This is a genomic window from Spirochaetota bacterium (genome assembly GCA_004297825.1).
In the GTDB taxonomy this organism is placed as follows: domain Bacteria; phylum Spirochaetota; class UBA4802; order UBA4802; family UBA5368; genus FW300-bin19.
Window position 1 is genome coordinate 1 of record SCSX01000020.1, and the last position, 22,103, is coordinate 22,103.

Genomic DNA, 22,103 nt, shown 5'->3' on the forward strand with positions numbered 1-22,103 from the left:
AGCACCAGATCGCTGAATCCAAAATTTGCCATCACGCGGGCGATGGACCCTACGTTAACCGGTCCCCCGGGCTCGATGACCACGACCCGCACCCCGGGTGCGGAGAGTGCGGGTGAATTGGAATGCGATTCGATGGCCACGCGTTTACTCTATATCCACGCAAATCAGGCAAATATCATCGTCGAATGTATCGCCACCGCGATACTCGATCAGTTCCCGCTGCAGTCTTTCGATAAACTCCCGGCACGGATAATTACGGTTATGCATGAATACCGCGGGCATTTTTGCCTCTTCGAATGAAACCCCTCCGCCGGTAGGACTCGATTCGACGAAGCCGTCGGTGAAGAACAGGATCTTGCTCCCGGGCGGCAGGTCGTATTTGATGGTCCGATACTGCTTATTGAATTTCAACAGGGCCGCGTTCGGAAAAATGGCGAGCGCCGTGTTCCCGGTGCCCGACAACTGCGACACCGCGTCCCCGGTCAGGAGGTATGGCAGTGGATGGCCCGCGTTGGAATAGGTGATGGTCTTCCCCGCCAGATCGATGATCCCGTAGAAGGCCGATACGAAGTTGCCCTTGATCTGCCCGTAGAGAACGTCATTTATGTACGCGAGGAACTCCGCGGGTTTTTCCCTTACCGCGCCGGCCTGCATGATGCCCATCTTGACCATGGAGGTCACGAACGCCGCGTGCACGCCGTGCCCGGAAACGTCGCTCAGGAAAATCCCAATCCGGCCTGGAGAATCCAGCGGAATGAAGTCATAAAAATCACCCCCGATCTGGTCCATGGGCAGGTAAAGCGCGTAAATACTTTCCGTCGGGCTGGCCGCGGGAATGAGTTTCTCCTGGATTTTCCTGGCCAGGGCGATATCGTGCTCGATCATTTCGTTGCGCGATTGAAGCATGTTGCGCTCCAATTCCAGCTCGAGGGTCCTTTCCCGCACGGTCCTCTCAAGCGATTCGCTGTATGTTTTCTGGATATGGAGCTTTTCCTCCTGGGCAAGTTCATTTTCCCGTTTCATAATGTTGATCCTGTCACCCAGCGCGAAGGAGAGAAGCACCACCTCGAGGGCAAAAGATGCCTGCCAGAGATTTTCCGTCACCATGGTGCTCGGAACAATGGCCAGCACCTTCAACGCGTATATGAAACCGGCGACCAGCAGTGTCCCCCAGGCCAGGAGGTAAAAGCGCGCGGACCGATTCCCTTTCATGAAGTTGATGACACCGGCGGAAAGGGCGAGCGGGGGAATGAAAAACCCGGCAACGACATCGCAATGCACCTGGTAAAAATAGTCGATCAGGAACACCAGGGGAATCTGGATCACCGCGAAAACCATGAGCAGGGTGAGAACCAGGTCGATGCGCGGGGTGATCTTGCGGGTGGTCAGAAATTTTTTCACGAAGAGCACGCTGAAGATCAACCCGATGTTGTGGAAGAGCCCGCGGGCGTCGCGGGACCACCATGTGGATTCCCCCTGGAAAAATTCCACGGCGAGGCCGTTCAGGATGAGCTGCAACATGCCGTGAAGGATCAGGACGGTCATGATGTAGTAAAAGTACACGGAATCCCGCGTCGACATGAAAATGAAAAGATTATAGAGAACCATAACGAGAATGACTCCGTAATAAAGGCCCAGGACATACTGCTGCAGATGATCCCATTCATAAAAGGCCATGGGCTTCCAGACGGCCGGGGAGAGCGGGTAGGTGTCCTTGCTTTCGATTCGCACCAGGTAGACGCGTTCCTGGCCGGGAAGGATTTCAAGGGGGACGACGAAATTTCTGTTCTTGATCTCACGCGCGGCGAATGGATAGTTGCGGCCCGTTTTTTGTTCGGTGATCGTCGCCCTGGCATCCACCGAATAGACCCTGATGTCATCGATAAGCGGGAAGTTCAGTTCAAAATAAAACAACCGTTCGGCGGCGGTCTCGTTGCGCAGGGAAAATTTGATCCACTGCGCGGAACGGGTATAACTCACCGTGATTACGTCACGACGGACCGGCCGGAACATCTCATCATGCGATCCCGACAGTATGTCATGAATGCCCAGCGTACCCCCGGTATCCTCGAACAGCATCATGCGGCTTCCCACCGGGTAATGGTCCCCGCTGTCCCCGAGGACGATTGGATCGAGCCCATAGGACCGCGACGGAAGAATCAGAAGCAGGAATACCGTTGCCGCCAGCACACAGCATTGAGATAATTTCATCGCTAACCGTCTTCGTGTGACCTGATGCCGTCCGACCTTCGGTATCACCCTAGTACTTTGGCAGTGAAATGTCAACGGACATTAGGATGCGGCGAGCAGTATAATTGCACTGCATGGCGGCAGGAACTTCCCGGTATTGATACGCTCATAGAATTGACTTCAAGTCACCTGCATGATTGCATTTCATAAAACAATATTTCCGTGGTTTTGGCATTTTCGCAGGCCGCGCAGAAGCACGGCGCAGGCAGGGAGACCCGCGATCGGGCAGGGGCAGCGTATCGGCCCCCTGAAAAAATGGTATTGACAGCCGGCGGGCCGAATATGACATCGAGGACAGCCTCTCGCAAAATAAGAATTTCGGATACCCTGCATGGCGCTTATACATCTACAGGAGGTCTCGCTCTCCTTTGGCGGCCGGCCCCTCTTCGACCGGCTCGATTTCCAGATCCAGAAGGGTGAAAAGATCTCCCTGCTCGGCCGCAACGGCTGCGGGAAGTCCACGTTCATGATGCTCCTGCACGGGCTCGTCGAGCCGGACGCCGGGACCGTGATACGCGACAAGACGCTCCTGACCTCGCTGTTACCCCAGGAGGTTCCCGTCGGCCTCGCCGGGAGCGTGTACGACGTCATCGCCGGGGGGATCGCGCACCCCGAACACCTGCACCACCACATGGACGGCGCGGAGGAGCGGAAGAGCCGGCGCCAGATCGAGCACGCGCTGTCGCTGTTGGGCCTGGATCCCGCCGGGGTCTTCGAAAATCTTTCCGCGGGGATGAAGCGCCGGGTGCTGCTGGGGCGCGCCCTCGCCCCTGACCCGGACATCCTCCTCCTGGACGAACCGACCAACCACCTCGACATCGAGGCGATCTGCTGGCTCGAGGATTTCCTCGCGCGCTACGATAAAACGGTGTTCTTCGTCACGCATGACAGGACCTTCCTCGGGAAGGTCGCCGACAGGATAGTCGAGCTCGACAGGGCGCGACTCTTCGATTGGCGCTGCGATTACCGCACCTTTCTTTCCCGGAAGGACGCCTGGCTCGAAGCGGAGGAGACGAACAACGCGCTCTTCGACAAGAAGCTGGCGAAGGAAGAGATATGGATCCGGAAGGGAATCAAGTCCCGCCGCACCAGGAACGAGGGGCGCGTGCGCGCGCTTGAACGCATGCGCGAAGAGAGGATGTCCCGGCGCGAGGTTCTGGGCAAGGTCCGCATGGAGATCCAGAAGGCAGAGATCTCGGGAAAAATGATAATCGAGGCGGACAAGGTCTCCTTCTCTTATGGCGAGAATGCAGTGGTGAAAAATTTCTCCGCGAGGATACTCCGCGGCGACAGGATCGGGCTTGTCGGACCCAACGGTTGCGGCAAGAGCACGCTCATCAAGCTGCTGCTGGGAGAGCTCGCGCCCGCCTCCGGTACCGTGAAGACGGGAACGAAGATCGAAACCGCGTACTTTGACCAGCTCAGGGACAGGCTGGACGAGGAACGGACCGTGCGGCAGAACGTCACGGACGGGAACGAGATCATCGATTTCAACGGCAGGAGCAGGCACGTGATCGGCTATCTCCAGGATTTCCTGTTCACGCCCGACAGGGCGGACAGCCCCGTGAAGGTGCTCTCCGGCGGCGAGAGAAACCGGCTGCTGCTCGCGAAGCTCTTCACGAGGCCCGCGAACCTCATCGTACTCGACGAGCCGACGAACGACCTGGACATCGAAACGATCGAGCTTCTCGAGGAGCTCCTGCTGGATTACCAGGGAACCCTGCTCCTCGTGAGCCATGACAGGACATTCCTGAACAACGTGGTCACCGCGACCTATATGTTCGAGGGAGAAGGGAGCATTCGCGAAAGTGCGGGGGGGTTCGATGCGCGGGAAGGCGCGGTCGAAAAACCCGCTCCCGGCCGGGAGAAGCCGGCGAAACCCGCCAGGGTGAAAGCCCCGGTCCCGAAAACGAAACTCACCTTCAAGGAGAAAAGCGAGCTCGAGTCAATCCCCGCCCTCATCGAGGAATCGGAACTAAGGATAAAGGAAATTTATGTCCTGCTGGGCGACCCCTCGTTCTACCAGAAGAACGGAGAAAGGGTCGTCGAAATGAAGCGCGAGCTCGAAACGCTGGAGGCGCGGATCGAAACGCTTTACGCGAGGTGGGACGAGCTGTCGGCGTTCGATGCTCCGTAAATATGCTGAAGAGGAGTTCCCGCATCTCCCCGCCCGATGCGAGCATGCGCTCCGCGAGGAACTGCCCCTCCCCGATCGCCACGCCCTCCCGGCGCAGGTCGCGCTCCCTCAGGTTGAAAAAGTATTCGGCGTCCATGATGACTGCTATCGAAATGCGCCTGTATTCACCAAATACAGCACCAGGCACGCCAGTAAGACAATCGCCGCCGAGGCGATGATCGCGAACGCACCCGTTTTTTTCAAATACCGGGCCGCGGGCGTTTCCTCCTTCCCGGGCCGGCGGTCCTTATCGATGTTTTCGCGGTAAATCGACAATCGCCGAATCTCGCCGTCTTCGAGCCAGAAGCCGCCGCATTTCCTGCATTTTTCCACCTTCACCACGGTGTTGTACGCGGGGTGATAATATCCTATAAGCGGTATGCCGCAACGCGGACACGACGACAACGCCTCGCGCCATTTATGAGGGCTGGAACCGGACGCGTCGGGGAAATTCTTCCAGGTCCTTGCCAGGGCTTTCGCGTCCACAGGTTCGAACCACCACCCCTTGCATACGTCGCAAAACGCAACCGGCGTATCAAGGAGGGATCGTTCATTAAGCTGCTGATTGCATTGTGGGCAGTTCATGCATTCTCACTCTTCAGGGCATCGATTTACCCATGATCATAGTTATAAAAATATTCCGGGGGTATCGGCCGTGAGGGGTGGAAATTGCCTTGTCCCCTGGCCCATGAATATCCGGCAACAAGACCCCATTTTCAATATTTTTTTAATGCATACGGGAAAAGTTTACATTCAATATCGATTATTTAATTGAATGTAAAGTGTATATTGCTAGGATTTTGTCATATTAGGCAGCAGTAATCCCATGGGCGATTATCTCCGCGCGAAGGAGTCATCATGAAGCACAAATCGAGTATCCGTCCACGCTTCGCCACGAAGCTCTTCCTGAGCCACTTTTTCGCGGTTTTCCTGGTCTCCGGCAGCGTGGGCACCTTCTTCTACGACCGGGCCATTGAAAACATGATGTACAGCCTTCGGTCCAGGCTCCAGAACAGTGCGGCCCTCCTGAGCGAGGGAATCGATGCCCGCGACCTCGATGCGATCCGCACCCCCGCGGACACGGGCCGGGAAATATACCGGTCGACCCTCGAGAGACTTCGCCGCATGCGCCGCACCAACCCGGACATCGCGTTCCTCTACATCATGCGCAAGGAAGAGGGCCGCGTTCATTTCGTGATCGATTCCGATGAAACGGAAAAGCAGGCGGAGCCGGGACGCGAATACGACGATGCGCCGTCCCTGATGCTCACAGGCTTCCATGAACCCTCGGTTGACGACAAGCTGCTGCGCGACGAGTGGGGGGTGTTCCTTTCGGGATATGCGCCCCTGCGGAACGGCGGCGGCCAGTACCTTATCGGCATCGATATGAGGGCCAACGAGGTTGAAAGCAAGCTGTCGCAGCTGCGCCTGGTGGGGGTCATATCGCTCCTCGCGTCGATACTGCTGGCGCTGCTGTTTGGCCTTTCTTTCTCGCGCGGGTTGTCAAGGCGCGTCCAGGCCTTGATGCGCCGCTGCCAGGAGATAGCCTCGGGGCGCCTGGATGGACACATCGAACACCGCACCTTCGACGAATTCGACGAACTTGTCGATGCGTTCAACATGATGAGCGACGAGCTCGCCGCTACGCGCGGCCGTGTCGATAACGCCCTCGAGGAATTGCGGCAGGCGGGAGACCAGCTCGAAATCCGGGTACTGGAGCGTACGGGGGAACTGGAAAGGGCACTCGAGAAGGTCAATGTCCTGAGCGGTTTGCTACCCATCTGCGCATCGTGCAAAAAGATCAGGGACGACCAGGGATACTGGCAGCAGGTGGAGCATTTCATGACGATCCACACGGATGCGCGCTTCACTCACGGCTTGTGCCCCGACTGCGCTGTGAAGCTTTACGGACACATACTGAATAAAAACGATATATTGAAGGATACTAAAACTTGATATATCGGCAGATGCGCATCATTGTAACGGATACGTCATTGAAAGCAGGACCCGTGATCTACTTCTTGACGCGTTCCATGTACTCGCCCGTTTCGGTGTTCACCTTGATGAAGTCGCCCTCGTTGATGAATAGCGGTACCTTAACCTCCGCCCCGGTCTCCACCTTCACCGGTTTGGTGACATTGGTCGCGGTGTCCCCCTTTACGCCCGGTTCGGCATAGGTCACCTTGAGCACCACGGCCGCCGGCGGGGTCACGGTGATTGGTTCCCCCTCGTAGATGGCGATCTCGCAGACGTCCTGCGGCTGAAGGAAACCAACGGCCGAGCCGATCGCATCCCTGGGGATCGATTCCTGCTCGTAGGTCTCGGTGTCCATGAAGACGAGATGGTCCCCCTCCTCGTAGAGGTACTGCATGGGGCGATGCTCCAGCCTCACGTCTTCCACCTTCTCCGACGGCCGGTAAGTCCGGTCCATGACATTGCCTTTCCTGACGTTACGCAGCTTGACCCGGACAATCGCACCGCCCTTGCCGGGCTTGTGGTGGTTTTGCTCCACGACCGAATACAGATCCCCGTCGAGCTTGATGACCATTCCGCGCCTGAGATCGTTCGTTGAAATCATGTATATACCTCATTATCTTGGAATTTGCAAACTGGGCTCCCCCCACCAGAGGTGGGGGTTTGATTGGCCTCGTAGGGGCTTTTTCTACATAGCCAAGATAGTTTACCCTGGTTTTCCCGCCTGTCTATCTCATCTTGGGTTTTTATATACTCACAAATCATTTTTTTATTTCCACCCACTGCCGTGACATAATATCACCTACTCCAAAAATGACTGCCACAATTTTTTTTCTCAATTCTGGAAACTTGTTGAACATCCTTATCGCTGTTTTACTCTTCGATGTCCCCACTACAGCAGAAATCGCCATCTTGGGCGGTACTGAAATTTACCCAGGCATGTCATTCCGAGCGAAGCGAGGAATCTTAATCGGAACGATAGGATTTTTCCTCACTTCGTTCGTCAAAATGACATTGAAAACGTCATTAGTGCGCGGATTGAGAACATGAATCCTCCCGCTAAAAGGGAGGGACAGGCGTTGCCCGGTGGGAGTGAAAATCCACATGAGCAATTCTCACTGGTCTGCCGAATCTCAGTCGAAGATCACCGGCTTCTCGCCGACCTCGACCTCGCCGTACCTGAGACCGCCTGCGCGTTCATAAACGTGCAGAACGGCACCCGTTGTAATTTGCTGCGTATCGACAAGCCGGAAGCTGCAAGGGATCGTGCCTTCGCCGAACAGACGTTTCCCGCTGCCGAGAACCACGGGAAACAGCCAGATGCGCAGCGTATCGACGAGATCGTGCTTAAGCAAGGTCTGCAGAAGGTTGCCACTGCCGTGGACCTGAATCTCGCCGCCTGCCAGGGCCTTGAGTTTCGCGACCTCCTCGGCAACATCGCCTTTGAGCAGAATGGAATTATTCCAGTCGACCTTATCGAGTGTCCGCGAAGCGACGAACTTCGGCCGATTATTGAGCGCCGTGGCAATCTCGTCCGCCGGGTCGGTGGACCTGGGCCAGGACCCCGCGAAGATCTCGTATGTTTTGCGGCCGAGGAGGACGGCGTCGGCGCGTCGACGCCGCCCGCTGTAACCGGTTGTCAGGCGCCGCAGGTAATGCCTTCCTTAAAGAAGCCGCCCTTCCCCGGCAAAAAGCCCCCGGCCCAGGGGCTTAAAATTTTTTGCCGCTGTATCCTTTCCCGCAATTGTGGGGGATGCGATGCTCAGCGTCATATTGGTAGTACGGCTGATCGTTTGCTTTCCGCCACTCCCCTTAATTTTTTAAATGCCGGTTGAAAAACGCGGTAGCGTCATCGCCAACGTCATCCTGAACTTTTGTTCTGTCCGTTCCTTCGGGATCGATGAAATACCTGCGCGCCATTATACGACCCGCGATGTTCCCGCGGGTTAAAAACATATAATGTGTGACATGCGGCATCACTAATAGCCGTGAATTGGGAATCAGCCCGGATATCGGCATGGCGTTCAGTGCGGGAATTCCCTGATCATCCGAGCCGCCCGCGACGATTTTTACGGGAACATCGATTTTTGCAAGACTCCGGGGCGATATTACGGGACCCAGGACGGGGGCGATGACGTACGCGGCCTTGATTCTCTTGTCGGAGAAATCGTCATCCGCATATTTCCAGGATTCCAGCGCATCGGCATTGGATTCAATAAAAACCTTCGCCTCGTCCATCGTAAAGGGAGCTTCAGGGGGCAGACTGCACTGCGGGTCGCTCGGTTTTCCCGCGCAATACGTTCCCCATTTTTCAATATCCAGCCGGGCTCCGACAGTCGCAAGAGCCGTGTATCCGCCGAGCGAAAAACCGGCGACGCCGATATTATGCGCGTCGATTTTCGGGCCCATGAGAGCGTCGTCGATCAGCCGGTCGATCAAAACAGAAATATCCCGGGGCCGCTCCCACCAGAGCACGAACCCCTGGAGCAGCGTTTTTGATTCCGCGCCGGTGTTTCCGTGGTGATTAACCGCCGCGACAATAAATCCCCGCCGGGCAAGTTTTTTCCCGAGCCAGGCTATGCTCGCCGCGAAACCGCCGGTCCCATGAGAAAGCATTATCAACGGGTATTTTTCTTTTGAATTTGAAATGTCCGCATCCTTCGTCGACCATCCGGCCTCGAATACCGATACGAACGACAGGTGCTCCCGTGTGCCTTTTTGCGCCGGGTACCACACCGTGACCATTAAAGGCCGCGGCGCGTTAGCTGTCCAACTGCGGCGCGACGGGTCTTCGAACCGGATACGTTTTTCTCCGACCGGGTTCTCGCGCGCTATCGAACATGAGGCGAAAAGAAAAACAAGAGCAAGTGAATGGAGATAATGATGTTTTTTCACCGTACCAACCGCACTATTTGACCAAATTTATCTACTTCTTTCATGGAGCGCAACACAATTACCCATATTCAGAACAGCGTCATATGAACGCGTCGGAAACCCCAGCGGTTACGGTAAGGGACGGTGAAGGCTGTTATCCCCTTGAATATCAGGGAAAATGCGTCCTCTTTGAATTCTTACAGGGGAACATTCTCCGGTATAACCAAGCTTCTCGGAAGTATGCTCATTAAAGATGCTCCCCTTCCCCGGCCAAAAGCCCCACGGCCTGGAAGCTTAAATATATTGACATGACGAAAAAAATAATGCTACATCACGTCAATTTCCTGAACTTTCCACCCAGTTAAGAGAGGAGGTCCCCATGAAGCGCAGTATAGTCGGCATCATCCTGATCCTGTTGCTCACCTCTTATGTACATGCGGAACCGGAGGCCGGGACCAAAGATTACTATGCCGACGGCTGGCAAATCTCTTACTCCACTCTTGTCGTCATTGTTGCATTGAACAGGGACGGGACGGCGAACAAATCGATCCCGGGCCTTCCAGGGAGCGTCAAGGGAACCTGGGAGGTTACGTCGGGCGAGGCATTGATCACCTGGTCGGACGGATGGAGGGACAAAATCCGCGCCGACCTCGCGAACTGGGCGTACGCCCCCGGCGCCTCGCTGGAAAAGCCCCCCGCGAACAAGGGCGTGGCGAAGAAGGACCCAAAGTATTTTTATACGGGCGGATGGGATATCTCCTACAATATCGGCCTGGTCAACTTCATGCTGAACGACGACATGACCGCGATCAAGTCCGTCCCCGGCGTGGCGGACATTATCAAGGGGCACTGGGAGATCAAATCGGGCGAGGTGCTGATCACCTGGGACGACGGCTGGCGGGACCGGATTCGCGCCGACCTCCAGAACTGGGCATACGCGCCCGGCGCATCAATGGATCAGCCGCCGGCGAATAGGGGGAAGGCGAATAGAAAGTGATGATTTGTTCCTTTGAGGTGCGTTCATGTCTAGGATTCATTTTCCTTGATATTAAAAGAGAACACGCCGCTCCATTTATGCAATATGAATAGCATGCTGAAAACACTGGCAGAAATTTAATACATTTCATGCGCGACCTGCAGACCCTCTTAGCTCATGGACGACCCCGGCATTGCCTGGCATACGATCAAGCTTTATCGTGGGATGGACGACCTCACCTCCGGCCCCTTTTTCCGGGGAGAGAGGGTGAATGTGAATCAGGCGTTAGGCGGAATATAAATCCTTTTATAATGTGTACACGGCGGGGGCGCGGAGCATTATCTTGAACACCATATCGTACGTTTTCAGTGCGTTGAAACCGGGAATTTCGCAAGTACGCCGAATTCAATAAAGGTGTTAATCTCCTCATTGTTGTCGATCTTGCCGAATCGCAGGTAGGGCATTACAGGCATGGGAGGAAAAAGGATTGTTGTCAGCCGAGCGACAAAACCGCGGTAAACGGAATTGTTCATGTCGAGATATAAATAACCGACGTCGAATATAAGGGGATAGATGCCTGCTTCAATGCCGAAGGACGCCCTGCACGCTCCTTTTGAGAACAAATAGTCTGCGTATACTCCGGTAAACGATGTCAGCGTCCGCGCAGTCGATCGAAGATCGTACATGTAGACGATGCTTAACTCGCCGCCGATATGTGCACCAAATTGACTGGAGGTGCCCGCGTTGACCCCCACCGGAAGGTAGAAGCCGTTATAAGCTCCGGAATAACCGCCCAGCGCCGCCAGGCCGCCCGGGGTCCCAAGCAATGCGAATAACGATAAAATTATAACCGCACCCGCTGTAAATTTGGTGCACATGGCGCTCATTGCCAATATGGTATTTACCCGATCTTTAATATCAAGGAATTTGCGTCCTCTTTCCAAGAAAAACTCGCCGACATAACGGTTAATATCGGAAGCGTCCTCCCCGGAAAAGTCATTACTCCCAGGTCAAAGTGCCCCCGGCACGGCGCTTAAAATTTAGCCGTGTTTTACCGTAGCGACAGCTGGCAAAAAAACACGGCTGGAGTGTACTGTTGGGCGGCACGACTCACTCCCATAGCCTGTAAAACAGATTCCGCAGACTGGAGCCAAAAGTACTCAAGGCTGCTTCGCCGTGTGCGGCTTCTCGAAGTTGCTGGTGCGACTAGTCGGCAATCTGGGCGTTCAGGCCAGCGAAGTCCCCCAGTGCCCAATGCTCGATTACCTTGCCATCCTTTACACGAACCATGTCAAGACCCAGGAAGGAAAACTCTTTACCATTGGCGGCTGTGCCAGAAACCTTGTAACGGTGGCAGACCATGTCGCCTTGGGCGACGGTCGCCTCGATGTGGGTATGCATCTTGGGGAACATCGCCTTCGCGTTTTCCCAACTCTGCCGCCAGCCGACCACTCCGTCGGTGGGGGGCGGCCCGTGGTTAATGGCTTCTGGGTGGATATAGCTCTGTGCAGTGTCGTAATCACCGGCATTGTGAGCGACGATCATGAGCTCTAATGTTTCTGCGGGGCTGAGCTGATGTTCAGACATAGTTTCCTCTCCTTATTTATTGATGTTCTTAATCAAAAAAGATCAAATATGAAACTATAATCATAAATTTCAACAAATACCCATAACACAACTACTTCCATTGCCCTACTTTAAATGGATAATGATAGAACGAACAGTGCTCAAACGTAGTCTTTACAGGACAACTTCCGTAGCTCTGCATAAGAATATCGTCCTTATCAAGTAATCCGGGAATGCCACGGTCTTCGTAAAACACGGACACCTGTGCTCCGAAATGAATAATATCGCCGCGCTGCACGCCCGATTTTTCAACACGGATCGTTTTCCCATTACTGTCATGATACAATCCCCGGGCGTCAGGAACACAACCCTGTGCATTTATGGTAAGATGGTCAAGAATTCCGCCCGGTCCGGTATAAGGTATTTTTCTCTGCATTCTTCTCATGCCGTATATGGCAAATTCCGCACAGTCGCTGCCCATTCGCAAGTCAGTTTGATGCGAATCGCCCACCGGACCTGGCGGGAGTATAAAGGGCGTGCCGGATAATTCACTCAGATATCCGGTATAGGTATCATCAAAACGCACAGTGATCTGAAATATCCTGTTCGTATACTTCACCTGCAGTGGAAGGTCTTCTGCAATTACTGCATCATGGGGCATGTTCCCATTGTAAAGGTATATGGTGCCGCATTCATCAGCAATAATAGAATAGGCTGCATCAGTGATGCCTGTATCATAAACGCGATACGCAAGTTTCATGGGTCCGCGCCGGCTGCTTTTCCAATAGGCGAACTGGTCATACTCGCGGCAATCAGCCTTTATTAGAAACCATCTCATGCCTTTCGCGCTTTCAGAAACCCGAAAAACCGCCTTCTCTCCCGGACGCATGAAAACTGTTCCGCCGGAACAGCGTGAACCATCCTGCAATTCCACACTGATCTTCTTAAGATTCAATGGATCCGGGGGGTCCATTTCTGTCGAAGTACTCATTATGCAGCAGATGACGAGCAGGATTAAGCGCATTTTAGTATTACTTTAAAATGATCAAGTCAGTTATACAGCAGTCTTCGTATTTAGTGCCGGGATAAGTGGATATAATTGTCAGGCGTATCCTGGATATCGGCGCGAACATGCCTACATCAAGAATCTGCACCGGATTCTGCGCCTCTTTAAAACTACAGTCTTTAAGATTTATAATATAATTATCCCCGTACATATTCCGTTCAACGCCGTCATTTAATGTATAACAATCGACCTTTAGTGAGGCGATCCTGGCATTTCCCTTGTATAGTTCTTCGGAAAGAATGACCCCGTTCAGGATTCCCAGGTATCCGATCTGAGTCCCGTTCAGAGTCAACTCAATCCACTGACCCTCGCCATTTCCCTCAACTCCCTCTGCCCATACAGTAGCCGTGTTTCCGTCAAGCATGTTGCTCGGGGAGTAATTTCCCTTCAGATGAGATGATGTCTTTATGGAAATTTCAGAGACATCAGCTTTGTGAGTGATAAAGAAATCGGCCAATTTTTTTTCTGATACGTCATATTCGATTACAAGATCCTTGAGCGCAGCGGCCTGAACATTTTTCATCGTGAATTCATACACCGGATTTTTATTAACAAGGTAAGACGGCAGCACACGTTTAATCTTTATGCCCGGTTCCGACAGGGCTGACGTATCAATTTTTACGGAAAGTTTTCCAATGCTGCCGTCTGCCCATCCGGACGCAAAGGAAAAGCTATACATGAATCTGCGATCGTAGTAAATCGGGAAAATAGTTTTACTTACCGCCCAGTCCGTGAATGAGCAGGGGATTCTGTATTTAACTGTTATGCACTTTTTCTCTTGTGCATGAAACATAAGGTTCGACACAAAACATGTTGTTTTACATTTAATAGATGTTTTATCATCTATAGTTATCATGTGCTCACTTGTATCATCAATTATTTTATAATTTAATGGAGCATTACCGTCAGCTATAGAATATTGAATATTAGCAGATCCCGGGTCGCCAAACTCCTGGGAAATATCAACAGGAAAGCCAAAGTCTACCTTGGTACTGTCATTCCCGTTCTGTAGAATATAGATTACCTCAACAACAGCAGCATCGCCTTCCAGCTTTATTTTAAGATTTTCCTCAACCAGCTGTACCGAAACATTATCTTTGGGAGAAATAGTACCGGTACGCTGATAGCTTGAGCCGTCAATAGGCCCGCCGTTTGTATAGGCCAGCGAAACTATTCCAAACAGAAATAGAATATTTAACAATAATCGAATAATCATTGCTTCTCCGAATTTATTTTTCATAATTTGAAAATAATTATCAATGAATTTGCGTCCTCTTTCCAAGAAAAGCGCTTAGACATAACACCATTGCTCGAAAGTTTCCTCTTCTAAAAGCCCACCTTTCCCCGGCAAAAAGCCCGTAGGCAAGGGACTTAAAATTTGCACGGTCAAAAAATCGCGCTTTTCCCGGACATCCGGGCAAAGCGGCCCCTAGCCGTTCCACAAATTGTAAAAAAACGGTGATGAAAAGTCAACGCATACTCGAAGCGGCAAGCAAATCCGCCAATGCCGGTGGCCCACTTTTCATTGGCTGTAATTACGCCCTTCGCGCTCAAAAAAAGAGCGGCCCTAAAGCCACTCTCACATTTTGCCACTATTCAACAGGTGCGCCGTTTCACCACTCCCCCGTCTTCAAATACTCGTCAATCGCGAGCGCGGCCCTTCTCCCCGCGCCCATCGCGAGGATCACGGTCGCGGCGCCGCTGACAATATCGCCCCCCGCGAAGACGCCTTTCTTGCTCGTCTTCATCGTGTTCTCGTCGGCGACGATGGTGCCGTGCTTCGAGGTCGCCAGGCCGCTCGTCGTCTTCTGGATGATCGGGTTCGGGGAGTTCCCGATCGCGATGATGGCGACATCGATATCCAGCCGGAACTCCGACCCCTTCACCGGGACCGGGCGCCTCCTGCCGGACGCGTCCGGCTCGCCAAGCTCCATGCGCAGGCACTCGACTTGCGTGAGCCTGTTCTTCTCGTCGCCAATGAAGCGCACCGGGTTCGTGAGCAGGCGGAAATCGATCCCCTCCTCCTCCGCGTGGTGCACCTCCTCCGCGCGCGCGGGCATCTCCTGCTTCGAGCGCCGGTAGACCAGGTACACGTTCTTCCCGCCCAGGCGCAGCGCCGTGCGCGCCGAGTCCATCGCCACGTTCCCCCCGCCGAACACCGCGATGTTGTCCGCGCGGATGATCGGGGTATCGTATTCCGGGAAGCGGTACGCCTTCATGAGGTTCGCGCGCGTCAAGTATTCGTTCGCCGAGTATACCCCTTGAAGGTTCTCGCCCGGTATCTCGAGAAATTGCGGGAGCCCCGCACCCGAGCCTATGAAGACCGCGCCAAACCCCCGGTCGAGCAGGTCGTCCACCGTCTCGCCCATCCCCACGACCCTGTTGACGATGATCTCGACCCCGAGTTTTTTGAGCGCCTCTATCTCGTAGCCCACGATCGCCTTGGGAAGCCTGAATTCCGGGATCCCGTACACGAGGACCCCGCCCGGGCTGTGCAGCGCCTCGAAGACCGTTACTCGATATCCAAGCTTCGCGAGCTCCCCCGCCGCGGTGAGCCCCGCGGGGCCCGAGCCCACGACGGCGACCTTCTTCCCGTTGTCGGGGGCGCATTCGGGCAGGGGCATGTTGACCATGACGCGCTCGTAGTCGGATACGAAGCGCTCGAGCTTGCCGATCGCGACGGGGTCCCCCTTCTTCGCCAGGACGCAGCGCTCCTCGCACTGCGTCTCCTGGGGACACACCCTTCCGCACACTGCGGGAAGCGCGTTCGTCCTCTTGATGATCGCGATGGCCTTCGTGAAATCGCTCTCGTCTATGGCCTTGATGAACCCCGGGATGTCGATCTGCACGGGACAGCCCAGCACGCAGGTGGGCTTTTTGCACTGCAGGCAGCGACCCGCCTCCAGGAGCGCCATCTCGAGCGTATACCCCAGGGGCACCTCGTTGAAATTCCTCCTTCTCTCGGAGGGAGATTGTTCCGGCATCGGTTGCCGGGGAATTTTATTTGCCATGGCTCGTGACCCCCTCCAGCTTGCAATTGTGGTGCTCCATGCATTCGGCTTCCTCGCTGCGGTAGGTGCCCAGCCGCGCCATGAGCTCCGCGAAGTCGACCTCGTGCCCGTCGAACTCGGGGCCGTCCACGCAGGTGAAGCGCTTCTCCCCCTTGACCGATACGCGGCAGCCGCCGCACATTCCCGTGCCGTCCACCATGATGGAGTTGAGGCTCACGAAGGTCTTGATCCCGTGCCCGCGAGTCAGCTCGCTCACCGCCCTCATCATGGGCACGGGGCCTATCGCGACGACGATATCCACCTTTTCACGCCCGATAATCTCCTCGAGCGCCCCGGTCACGAAGGCCTTCTTTCCGTAGCTGCCGTCGTCGGTGCAGACGATCATTTCGTCGCCGGTGCTCCTGAGCTCGTCCTCGAGGATGAGCAGGTCCTTCGTTCGCGCGCCTATTACGTTGATGGTTTTGTTGCCCGCCGCCTTCATCGCCCGGGAGATGGGTAATATCGGCGCAATGCCTATTCCGCCTCCGATGCAGACCGCGGTCCCGTAATTGCGGATATCCGTAGGGTGCCCCAGTGGTCCCGCGATATCCCTAAGACGCTCCCCGGCGCGCTTGTCGGCGAGGTTCCTGGTCGTTTTGCCCACGATCTGGTAGAACAGCGTGAGCGTCCCCTTCTCCGGATCCGAATCGGCGATGGTCAGGGGGATGCGCTCCCCGTATTCGTCGATCCGGAGCATGATGAACTGGCCGGCCTTGCGGTACGCGGCCACATAGGGGGCCTCCACCACCATCCTGCCCAGTGTCGGTTTGATGAGTTCGTTCGAATGAATGAGGTGCATATCGGTCTCCCCGGGTATCCGTCGCCGGATACTGCCATTTAAGCACGCGCGCGGCGCTTTCCACAGGAAAGGGTGCGGCGTCCGAGGCCGACTGTTAAAAACAGGCCGGAATCGGGTTCTTACTCCCTTTTCCGCCGCCGGAAACGGCCCCGGCTGTCCGCAGAGCTGCGCTTCCGAATCATTCAACGGAGTATCGTTTATTTGTCAAAGAGAAAGCGGGAAAATTTTCCATACCGGCAAGGACAAGGGCAACCGCGAATACACGCCAATGCGCGCCAATCCAGTTATTACCGAACCAAACAATTCGCGTCTATTCGCGGTTACGCCTGTTGCTTTTAAAAAGAACCGCCCCTTTCGGGGCGGCCTTTGTTTCCGGATCAGCTGTTGAGTATCTTCTTCGCCGATTCGTCCTGGTATTCGGTGATGTAGGTGATGCCGGTCTCCTTTTCGGTCTCGCGGTTACCCGAAAAGATGTCCGTGCGCGTGATCTGGTCGAGCGAGAACTTGCGCGCCCCGGCCATGAGCTGCTGCAGACCGGCGGCGAGCTTGTCGGCGGCGGTCCATGCGGCGATCGCCCCGAAGGGGATGTTCTTCATCTCGTCCTTCCCTACCTTCTTCTGCACGTCGAAATACCCGGCGAAGATCTCTTCCGGCTTCGACCCGTTTTCCGTGACGGTCTTGGGAAGCTCGTCCCAGTTCCCGTTCAGGCGGGCCTTGCGGTCGGGGTAGAGCACGCCCTCGATGTTAGAGCCCAGGTAACCGGGGATCATGAGGCTGCGGCCCATGCAGACCAGCTTCGTGTACGGCGCGCCCAGCGCGAGCGCCTTGAAGATGTGGTCTTCGCGCGCGAGGCCCCCCGCGAAGGAAAGGTCGACGACCCTCTTGCCCTTCGCCGCGAGAATGCCCGCGTACTCGTACGCCTTTGAATGGAGCAGGATGGAGGGAACGCCCCAGCTTTCCATCATGTTCCAGGGGCTCATGCCCGTGCCGCCGCCGGATCCGTCTATGGTGAGGAGGTCCAGCTTCGCGTCGGTGGCAAGCTTTATGGACTGCGCGAGCGCTTCCATGCCGTACGAGCCGGTCTTCAGGGTGATGCGCGTGAAGCCCAGGCCGCGCAGGTACTTGATCGCCTTCATGAAGTCCTTGGTCACTTCTTCCGCGGTATCCAGGTTGGTGTAGCCTAGGCGGCTGTGGCGCGCGAACGACTTGATGGCACCGCTCTTGAAGGCCTCCTGCACCTCGGGCTTGCCGGGGTCCGGGTCGACGATATAGCCGCGGTTCTTGAGGAAGAGCGCGTACTCGAGGTCGGTCACCTGTATCTCGCCGCCTATGTTCTTCGCGCCCTGGCCCCACTTGAGCTCGAGCACGACCTTCTCGCCGTACTTGTTGATGATGTATTCGGCGACGCCGTTGCGGGTGTCCTCGACGTTCATCTGCACGATGATCGCGCCGTAGCCGTCAAAGTACTTGAGGTACACGTCTATGCGGCGCTCGAGCTCCGGGGCGCTCTCGATCTTGCCGTCCTTGAGGATGGACTTTTTGTCCACGCCCACGACGTTTTCACCGATAACTATCGGGTAGCCCACCAGGGCCGCGCCCACCGCGAAGGACTCCCAGTATTTCGCCGCGATAAAGGTCGAACCCAGTGCGCCGGTCATGATCGGGACGCGGTACCTGGTCTTCACACCGGCGCCAAACTCGCCTTCCAGCCTCACGTTCGGGAACACGCAGTCGTCGGCCTCGCTCGAGAGGCCCTTCGCCAGGCCGTTCGCGCCGTAATGGTAGCCGTTGATCCGGAGCGCGTTATAATTGACGCCCACGTGCGTGGTATTGGCACTCCCCGCCGTGATTGCGCCGAAATCGCGCGGATAGAGAAGCTTTCGTCCCTTCATGCACGAGAGCCACGTCTCGCACTTTCCCTTACAGTCGGCCCTGCACAGGGTGCACAGTCCGGACTCCGCGGAGTTACCCCTGTTCACGGTCGACAGAACGTCATTTGATTTTGGCCATTCGAACATGCTGTTCCTCCAGGATGATTGTTATTTTTTCGCGCGCCTGTGCGCCAATTTTAAGCCCGGCCTCCGTCCCTGTCATTATTGGTTCGCCCGCCGGAAATACCATGTTGTTAAGCGTGACTTATTCAATCTATCCGGGAAAATACCGGCGTCAAATGCGGGACATCGCATTGGGAAAGAAACTGGGATATACAGTTAGTTATGCTGAATAAATAATTTAGTATTTCTACAATTATTTTTAATATTGACGTAAAATTAACATGTTCGTAACAATCATTCAATTTCTTCATTCTGAATTGCTGATGCCGCTTTCTGCGAATTCCATGGAAAATTTAGTGATACTAAATTATATGGCCTAAATCGTTCTTGCTCCCGGTTTTCGGCTCAGGAAAGGAATTCCGGCGGATACGAGTGAAGGGACCCGGGATGATGCGGCAGGATCGCGTAATGCGCACCCCGGCAGGGGAAGATCAATATCGGCGATTCGGCGCGGGTGTACGAGCGTCGGATAATTTCCCGCGAGCGGGGAGAAAGGATAAGTCCCGGGGGTCCGATACCGCCGGGTACTGTACCGGGCCGACGGGTTTTCCAAGTGCGCCCGTCCGCAGCGGGCGCGGTTTCGGGGCAACCGGAGCATCGGCCCCCCTGCCGTCTCAGGCGATAATGACCGGCAGGAGTATCTCCGCGAGCACACAAAGCTTTACGTCCTTCCCGGTGTGATCCTGCGCGTCGTGGATGAGGAAGACCCCGTTGTGCTTGCGCACCACGTTGTCCACGACCGCGAGCCCCAGCCCGAATCCGAACTTCTCGATCCTCGCCGCCGACTCGTCGGGGGGAAGCAGGCGGAAGAAGGGCTCCATCACCAGCTTTTCATACTCTCTAGGTATCCCGCCGTACGGTTGCTGGGGAACGTCGTTCTTGAAGGAAAGCCAGAAGTAGCCCTCGCTCACGTGGGCGAAAATATTGATCGCGGAATTGCGCTGCGCGTACTTGTACGCGTTGATCGTGAGCTCCTCGACCATGAGCCCCATCTTCTCGAAATTGATCGAGAGGTTGTAGTGCGCCTTCATCACGGGAAACGTGAGCTTGATCCCCTTCTTTTCCATATAGGGCAGCACCGCCTTCATCATTCCCGGCAGCGCCTCCATGAGCACGGCGCTCGTGGTCCGCTCGAGCGGGATGCTGCTCTCCATGATCTGCGTTACCGCCTGGAGTCCGTCCAGCTGGAGGCGGCAGTACTCGTTGTTTTCCAGGAGCACGTCCACGAGGTCCTTGTTGACCAGGTAACGGTCGCCCGAATGTTCCATCGTCCCCTTGATCACGTCGATGATCGTGACCAGGGTCCCGAATCCCGCGCCCTGGGAAAGCGAGGTCTTGAGGTTGTAGACCGATTTGGTTTCCGCGTAGTCCTTCGCCGAAATTCGACGGCTCTCCTTGTAGTTGAGCCATTCGATCTGGCTCTGCAGCTTCTTGCCGGTATTGAGCGATTGCTGGCGCTCGAGATCGCGCAGATACTTGTACTCCGCCGCCTTGTGGAGCGTCTGCTGGAATATTTCGGGATCGATGGGCTTGATGATATAATCGAACACCCCCATTTTCATGATATCGATTATGGTTCCCGGCGCGTCGAGCGCGGTCTCCACGAGTACGACCGCCTCCGGTTCTATGCCCTTCAGGTTTTCGATGAAGGCGCGCCCGTCCATGACCGGCATCATCAGGTCCACGATGTAGAGCGAAAACTTCTGCGATTCGAGCATCTGGAGGGCCAGGCTCCCGTTCGCGGCGACGACGCTGTCCACCCCCATGCTCTTGCATATCCCCTGCAGGAGCACCTGGGTTTCCTTGGTATCCTCGACTATGAGCACGGGGTCTTTCGGCTTGTGCAGCACCGCCGCGCGCCGTGCGTTCGTTACCGCAACCGTTTCATCCGCCATGTTTGACCTCTCCCGCAGCATTCATTTTAATCGTAAGCGGCAGACGCACCGTGAACACGGCCCCCCCGCCTGCGTTGCTTCGCACCTTGATGGAGCCGCCGTGCGCCTGCGCTATTTTCCTTGAAATGGTGAGCCCCAGCCCGGTCCCCTGCGTATCCCTGCTCATCGCGGTGTTCACCTGGGTGAATTTTTCGAAAATATATTCCAGGTGCTCGGGCGCGATTCCTATGCCGGTATCCCCCACGTCCGTCTCCACCCATGAATCGGACACGCGGGATTCCACCCACACGCTGCCGCCCTGGGGGGTGAACTTGATCGCGTTTGAAAGGAGGTTTATGAACACCTGCTGCAACCGCTTGCGATCCCCCGGGACGGCCGCATCGTCAGGCGCGCGCAGGCGGTTCTCCATCCGGATACCCTTTTCGCGCGCCTGAACGTGGAGCATCTCGATGGTGTCCGCGATTATCGGGTAGAGCGGCTGCGGGGAGCGCTCGAACTCCATCCTTCCCGCTTCTATCTTCGAGAGATCAAGAATATCATTGAATATCCGGAGCAGGTGCTGCCCCGAAGAGAGAATGTTATCCAGGTAGGTCTGGAAATCCTGGCTGTCGGTCTGCATGCGCATGAGCTTGGAAAGGCCGATTATGGAATTGAGCGGGGTCCGGAGCTCGTGGCTCATGTTCGCCAGAAATTCGCTCTTCGCGCGGTTGGCGATCTCCGCGTTCTCCTTCGCCAGCCGAAGCTCCCTGTTCGCGGCGACGAGCTCCCCGGCGCGTTCCTTCACCAGCTCCTCCAGGTGATCGCGGTGCCGCACAAGCTCCTCTTCCTGCCGTTTTCGCGTGCTGATATCGCGTATGCTGACCACTCCCCCCACGATGACGTCCTTGTCGTCACGTATGAGCGCGGTGTTGAATTCCACGTCTTTTTTTCCGCCTGCGCGATCCTGGAGCTCGAAGGTTCCGGTAAAAAGCGGGTGGACGGTATCCGGGATCGCGATCCCGGGCTTCGCGCGCCCGTCCGCGGAAATGCTGGGCGTGATGATATTGAACACCTCGTTGAGCGGCCGTCCCGCCGCCTCGTGCGCGTTCCAGCCCGTAATGTGTTCCGCAGGCTTGTTCATGAAGGTGACCAGGTTCGCCGTATCGGTCGCGATCACGGCGTCTCCTATGCTCTTGAGTGTCGTCGCGAACCACTGGTCCTTCTCGCGAAGCCTGTTTTCCATGTCATGCTTGTAGACGGCCATCTCGATGGAGATGCGCAGCTCCTTCTCCGTGAACGGCTTCAGGAGATACCCGTACGGGGCGGTGAGTTTGGCGCGCTGGAGGGTCGATTCGTCGGAGAGCGCCGTCACGAAGATGACCGGGATCGAATAGCGCGCTTGCATCTGCTCCGCCGCCTCGATCCCGTCCATCCGTCCGGCCAG

At 55.7% G+C, this 22,103-nt stretch carries 18 protein-coding genes; 3 read left to right on the forward strand and 15 right to left on the reverse strand.

Annotated elements, in window-relative coordinates:
* A partial coding sequence (locus EPN93_04540) for a hypothetical protein (GenBank protein ID TAL38596.1) occupies positions 1–134 on the reverse strand: 134 nt, incomplete at its 3' end.
* Positions 135–144: 10 nt separating this feature from the next.
* Positions 145–2,211 carry a hypothetical protein gene (locus EPN93_04545; protein TAL38580.1) on the reverse strand — a complete coding sequence of 689 codons (2,067 nt, stop codon included), beginning with the start codon at positions 2,209–2,211 and terminating at the stop codon, positions 145–147.
* 370 nt (positions 2,212–2,581) lie between these two features.
* Here EPN93_04545 and EPN93_04550 point away from each other — a divergent pair, with 370 nt between their 5' ends.
* Entirely contained in the window at positions 2,582–4,387 is a 1,806-nt protein-coding gene (locus tag EPN93_04550; GenBank protein ID TAL38581.1) for an ATP-binding cassette domain-containing protein, read from the forward strand.
* A gap of 144 nt (positions 4,388–4,531) precedes the next feature.
* On the opposite strand, the gene EPN93_04555 is transcribed toward EPN93_04550, so the two are convergent.
* On the reverse strand, positions 4,532–5,011 hold the full coding sequence (locus tag EPN93_04555) for a hypothetical protein (protein TAL38582.1): 480 nt from the start codon (positions 5,009–5,011) through the stop codon (positions 4,532–4,534).
* A gap of 273 nt (positions 5,012–5,284) precedes the next feature.
* Between EPN93_04555 and EPN93_04560 the strand changes: the two genes are divergently transcribed.
* Positions 5,285–6,382 (forward strand): HAMP domain-containing protein, encoded by a 1,098-nt coding sequence (locus EPN93_04560; protein TAL38583.1) that lies wholly within the window; start codon positions 5,285–5,287, stop codon positions 6,380–6,382.
* A gap of 58 nt (positions 6,383–6,440) precedes the next feature.
* Here the strand turns inward: EPN93_04560 and efp are convergent, their stop codons facing one another.
* From efp to EPN93_04575, 3 genes are all read right to left on the reverse strand, one after another.
* On the reverse strand, positions 6,441–7,004 hold the full coding sequence (efp, locus tag EPN93_04565) for an elongation factor P (GenBank protein ID TAL38584.1): 564 nt from the start codon (positions 7,002–7,004) through the stop codon (positions 6,441–6,443).
* A gap of 529 nt (positions 7,005–7,533) precedes the next feature.
* A complete protein-coding gene (locus EPN93_04570) occupies positions 7,534–8,052 on the reverse strand; it encodes a dihydrofolate reductase (protein TAL38597.1) in 519 nt (172 codons plus the stop codon).
* Between the two features lie 160 nt (positions 8,053–8,212).
* Complete coding sequence (locus EPN93_04575; GenBank protein ID TAL38585.1) at positions 8,213–9,145, reverse strand: alpha/beta fold hydrolase; 933 nt, start codon at positions 9,143–9,145, stop codon at positions 8,213–8,215.
* Between the two features lie 508 nt (positions 9,146–9,653).
* On the opposite strand from EPN93_04575, the gene EPN93_04580 reads away from it, so the two are divergent.
* The gene (locus tag EPN93_04580) at positions 9,654–10,271 is read left to right on the forward strand and encodes a hypothetical protein (protein ID TAL38586.1); all 618 of its coding nucleotides are present in this window, start codon (positions 9,654–9,656) and stop codon (positions 10,269–10,271) included.
* A gap of 344 nt (positions 10,272–10,615) precedes the next feature.
* Here EPN93_04580 and EPN93_04585 read toward each other — a convergent pair whose 3' ends face one another.
* The 9 genes from EPN93_04585 to EPN93_04625 form a co-directional block, all read right to left on the reverse strand.
* Positions 10,616–11,194, reverse strand: coding sequence for a hypothetical protein (locus tag EPN93_04585; GenBank protein TAL38587.1), 579 nt, complete (start codon positions 11,192–11,194; stop codon positions 10,616–10,618).
* A gap of 262 nt (positions 11,195–11,456) precedes the next feature.
* Positions 11,457–11,837, reverse strand: a complete 381-nt coding sequence (locus EPN93_04590) for a hypothetical protein (protein TAL38588.1) — start codon at positions 11,835–11,837, stop codon at positions 11,457–11,459.
* Between the two features lie 91 nt (positions 11,838–11,928).
* A complete protein-coding gene (locus EPN93_04595) occupies positions 11,929–12,771 on the reverse strand; it encodes a hypothetical protein (GenBank protein TAL38589.1) in 843 nt (280 codons plus the stop codon).
* Between the two features lie 76 nt (positions 12,772–12,847).
* Positions 12,848–14,122, reverse strand: a complete 1,275-nt coding sequence (locus EPN93_04600) for a discoidin domain-containing protein (protein ID TAL38590.1) — start codon at positions 14,120–14,122, stop codon at positions 12,848–12,850.
* A gap of 373 nt (positions 14,123–14,495) precedes the next feature.
* On the reverse strand, positions 14,496–15,893 hold the full coding sequence (gltA, locus tag EPN93_04605; GenBank protein ID TAL38591.1) for an NADPH-dependent glutamate synthase: 1,398 nt from the start codon (positions 15,891–15,893) through the stop codon (positions 14,496–14,498).
* Entirely contained in the window at positions 15,883–16,731 is an 849-nt protein-coding gene (locus tag EPN93_04610; protein TAL38592.1) for a sulfide/dihydroorotate dehydrogenase-like FAD/NAD-binding protein, read from the reverse strand. The genes gltA and EPN93_04610 overlap by 11 nt, the downstream gene beginning before the upstream one ends.
* A 377-nt stretch (positions 16,732–17,108) precedes the next feature.
* Positions 17,109–18,749 (reverse strand): FMN-binding glutamate synthase family protein, encoded by a 1,641-nt coding sequence (locus EPN93_04615; GenBank protein ID TAL38593.1) that lies wholly within the window; start codon positions 18,747–18,749, stop codon positions 17,109–17,111.
* A gap of 650 nt (positions 18,750–19,399) precedes the next feature.
* On the reverse strand, positions 19,400–20,701 hold the full coding sequence (locus EPN93_04620; protein TAL38594.1) for a response regulator: 1,302 nt from the start codon (positions 20,699–20,701) through the stop codon (positions 19,400–19,402).
* Positions 20,670–22,103: PAS domain S-box protein (locus EPN93_04625; GenBank protein ID TAL38595.1), on the reverse strand; the 1,434-nt coding region annotated here is incomplete at its 5' end. The genes EPN93_04625 and EPN93_04620, both read right to left, overlap by 32 nt.

Excerpts from the sequence above, each read along its gene's own strand:
- EPN93_04545 (TAL38580.1), bottom strand. The coding sequence starts at position 2,211 with ATGAAATTATCTCAATGCTGTGTGCTGGCGGCAACGGTATTCCTGCTT.
- EPN93_04550 (TAL38581.1), top strand. The coding sequence starts at position 2,582 with ATGGCGCTTATACATCTACAGGAGGTCTCGCTCTCCTTTGGCGGCCGG.
- EPN93_04555 (TAL38582.1), bottom strand. The coding sequence starts at position 5,011 with ATGAACTGCCCACAATGCAATCAGCAGCTTAATGAACGATCCCTCCTT.
- EPN93_04560 (TAL38583.1), top strand. The coding sequence starts at position 5,285 with ATGAAGCACAAATCGAGTATCCGTCCACGCTTCGCCACGAAGCTCTTC.
- efp (TAL38584.1), bottom strand. The coding sequence starts at position 7,004 with ATGATTTCAACGAACGATCTCAGGCGCGGAATGGTCATCAAGCTCGAC.
- EPN93_04575 (TAL38585.1), bottom strand. The coding sequence starts at position 9,145 with ATGGTCACGGTGTGGTACCCGGCGCAAAAAGGCACACGGGAGCACCTG.
- EPN93_04580 (TAL38586.1), top strand. The coding sequence starts at position 9,654 with ATGAAGCGCAGTATAGTCGGCATCATCCTGATCCTGTTGCTCACCTCT.
- EPN93_04590 (TAL38588.1), bottom strand. The coding sequence starts at position 11,837 with ATGTCTGAACATCAGCTCAGCCCCGCAGAAACATTAGAGCTCATGATC.
- EPN93_04600 (TAL38590.1), bottom strand. The coding sequence starts at position 14,122 with ATGAAAAATAAATTCGGAGAAGCAATGATTATTCGATTATTGTTAAAT.
- gltA (TAL38591.1), bottom strand. The coding sequence starts at position 15,893 with ATGGCAAATAAAATTCCCCGGCAACCGATGCCGGAACAATCTCCCTCC.
- EPN93_04610 (TAL38592.1), bottom strand. The coding sequence starts at position 16,731 with ATGCACCTCATTCATTCGAACGAACTCATCAAACCGACACTGGGCAGG.
- EPN93_04615 (TAL38593.1), bottom strand. The coding sequence starts at position 18,749 with ATGTTCGAATGGCCAAAATCAAATGACGTTCTGTCGACCGTGAACAGG.
- EPN93_04620 (TAL38594.1), bottom strand. The coding sequence starts at position 20,701 with ATGCTGCGGGAGAGGTCAAACATGGCGGATGAAACGGTTGCGGTAACG.